The organism is Candidatus Darwinibacter acetoxidans, from assembly GCF_041936445.1.
GTDB lineage: Bacteria > Bacillota > Limnochordia > Darwinibacteriales > Darwinibacteriaceae > DTU010.
The window spans coordinates 1-1,084 of record NZ_JBHGXH010000145.1; the positions used below are offsets into that span (position 1 = coordinate 1).

General features: G+C 59.2%; 2 protein-coding genes. Both read left to right on the plus strand.

Annotation, left to right across the window (positions count from 1 at the left end; genetic code table 11):
* Nucleotides 1–727, plus strand: a 727-nt coding sequence (locus tag ACE4YL_RS05250; RefSeq protein ID WP_461369335.1) for a hypothetical protein, incomplete at its 5' end; no start/stop codon positions are given.
* A 4-nt stretch (nt 728–731) separates the two neighbouring features.
* On the plus strand, nt 732–1,040 hold the full coding sequence (locus tag ACE4YL_RS05255; protein WP_461369336.1) for a hypothetical protein: 309 nt from the start codon (nt 732–734) through the stop codon (nt 1,038–1,040).
* The last annotated feature ends 44 nt before the right edge of the window (nt 1,041–1,084 follow it).

The following is a 1,084-nucleotide window of genomic DNA, read 5'->3' on the forward strand; positions in this document are numbered from 1 at the left end:
TATGACCAGACCCAAAAGCTGGGGAGAGGCGAACCAGCGCAAACTAATCCACCGGGTTCTGAAATGGGACGGCGAGGCGACCGTCCAGACCGTTGACATCCCGCTGGCCAGCAAGCCCGTCAGCATCGCCGTGGACAACCAATCCGGCAAGGAGTTGACGCTGACCTTCGCGCACCTGGTCCGCATTGATGATACTCAAGCAAGCGCAAAGGTGGGCACCGGCGACGACAGTTTTTACACCGTGACGGTTGAGGAGCCCGGCAAAGCAGGGGATGAATACATGGTCCAGCACGTCCTGCCCGAGGACCCGGAAGAAGCGACGGACATCGAGGTGGGGCTCAAGGGCAAACTGATCACCGTCACCCTGGCGGTTAAGGCTGATAACGACGATTTTATCCCCGACCCAGACAAGAACACCGCCATCCTGATCGCCGCTGAAGTGGATAAACTTGACGGCTTTACCGCCACCCATGACGGCGACGGCTCCGGCATATTCTCCGACCCAATGGATGAACCGATTCCCTTCTCCGGCGGCACGACCCCACGATGGGCATCACTGTATGACGATCAGGGACAGGCCCTGTCTATCTCCATTACCGACAACATCCGCCGGGTGTATGGCCCATTCCACTACTTCCCCCGGTTCCTCGGCGGGAGGCTGACCCTGACGGCAACGGGGACGCCGGATGCGGAAGCAGCTACCATCATTCAGGTCGTAGAGGGGTGATGACATGAAAGCAAAAGTAATCAAGAAGTTCCGTTGCCTGCAACATGGCAAGATATATCGCTACGGCGATATTTACGAGGATGACACCGACCGGCTGCAGCGCCTGAAGGCCCTGGGGTATCTGGACGATCCAATCGAAGAAGAGCAGGAAGAAACCGAGCCACAAAAGGAGGCGCAAGAAGGGCTGGAAGAGATAACGGGCGACCCCGAGCCCGTCGAGCCCGTCCACGTCGGCGGCGGCTGGTATGAGCTACCCGACGGGAGCCGAATCAAGGGCAGGGAAGAAGCGATCAAGGCCCTGGGTGGTGACTGATATGCCCCTGGCTGCCTATCCCCTCCGGGCCGACATCCTGAAAG

What these genes read in the sequence shown, in the direction of transcription:
- ACE4YL_RS05255 (WP_461369336.1), top strand. Translation starts at nt 732, where the DNA reads ATGAAAGCAAAAGTAATCAAGAAGTTCCGTTGCCTGCAACATGGCAAG.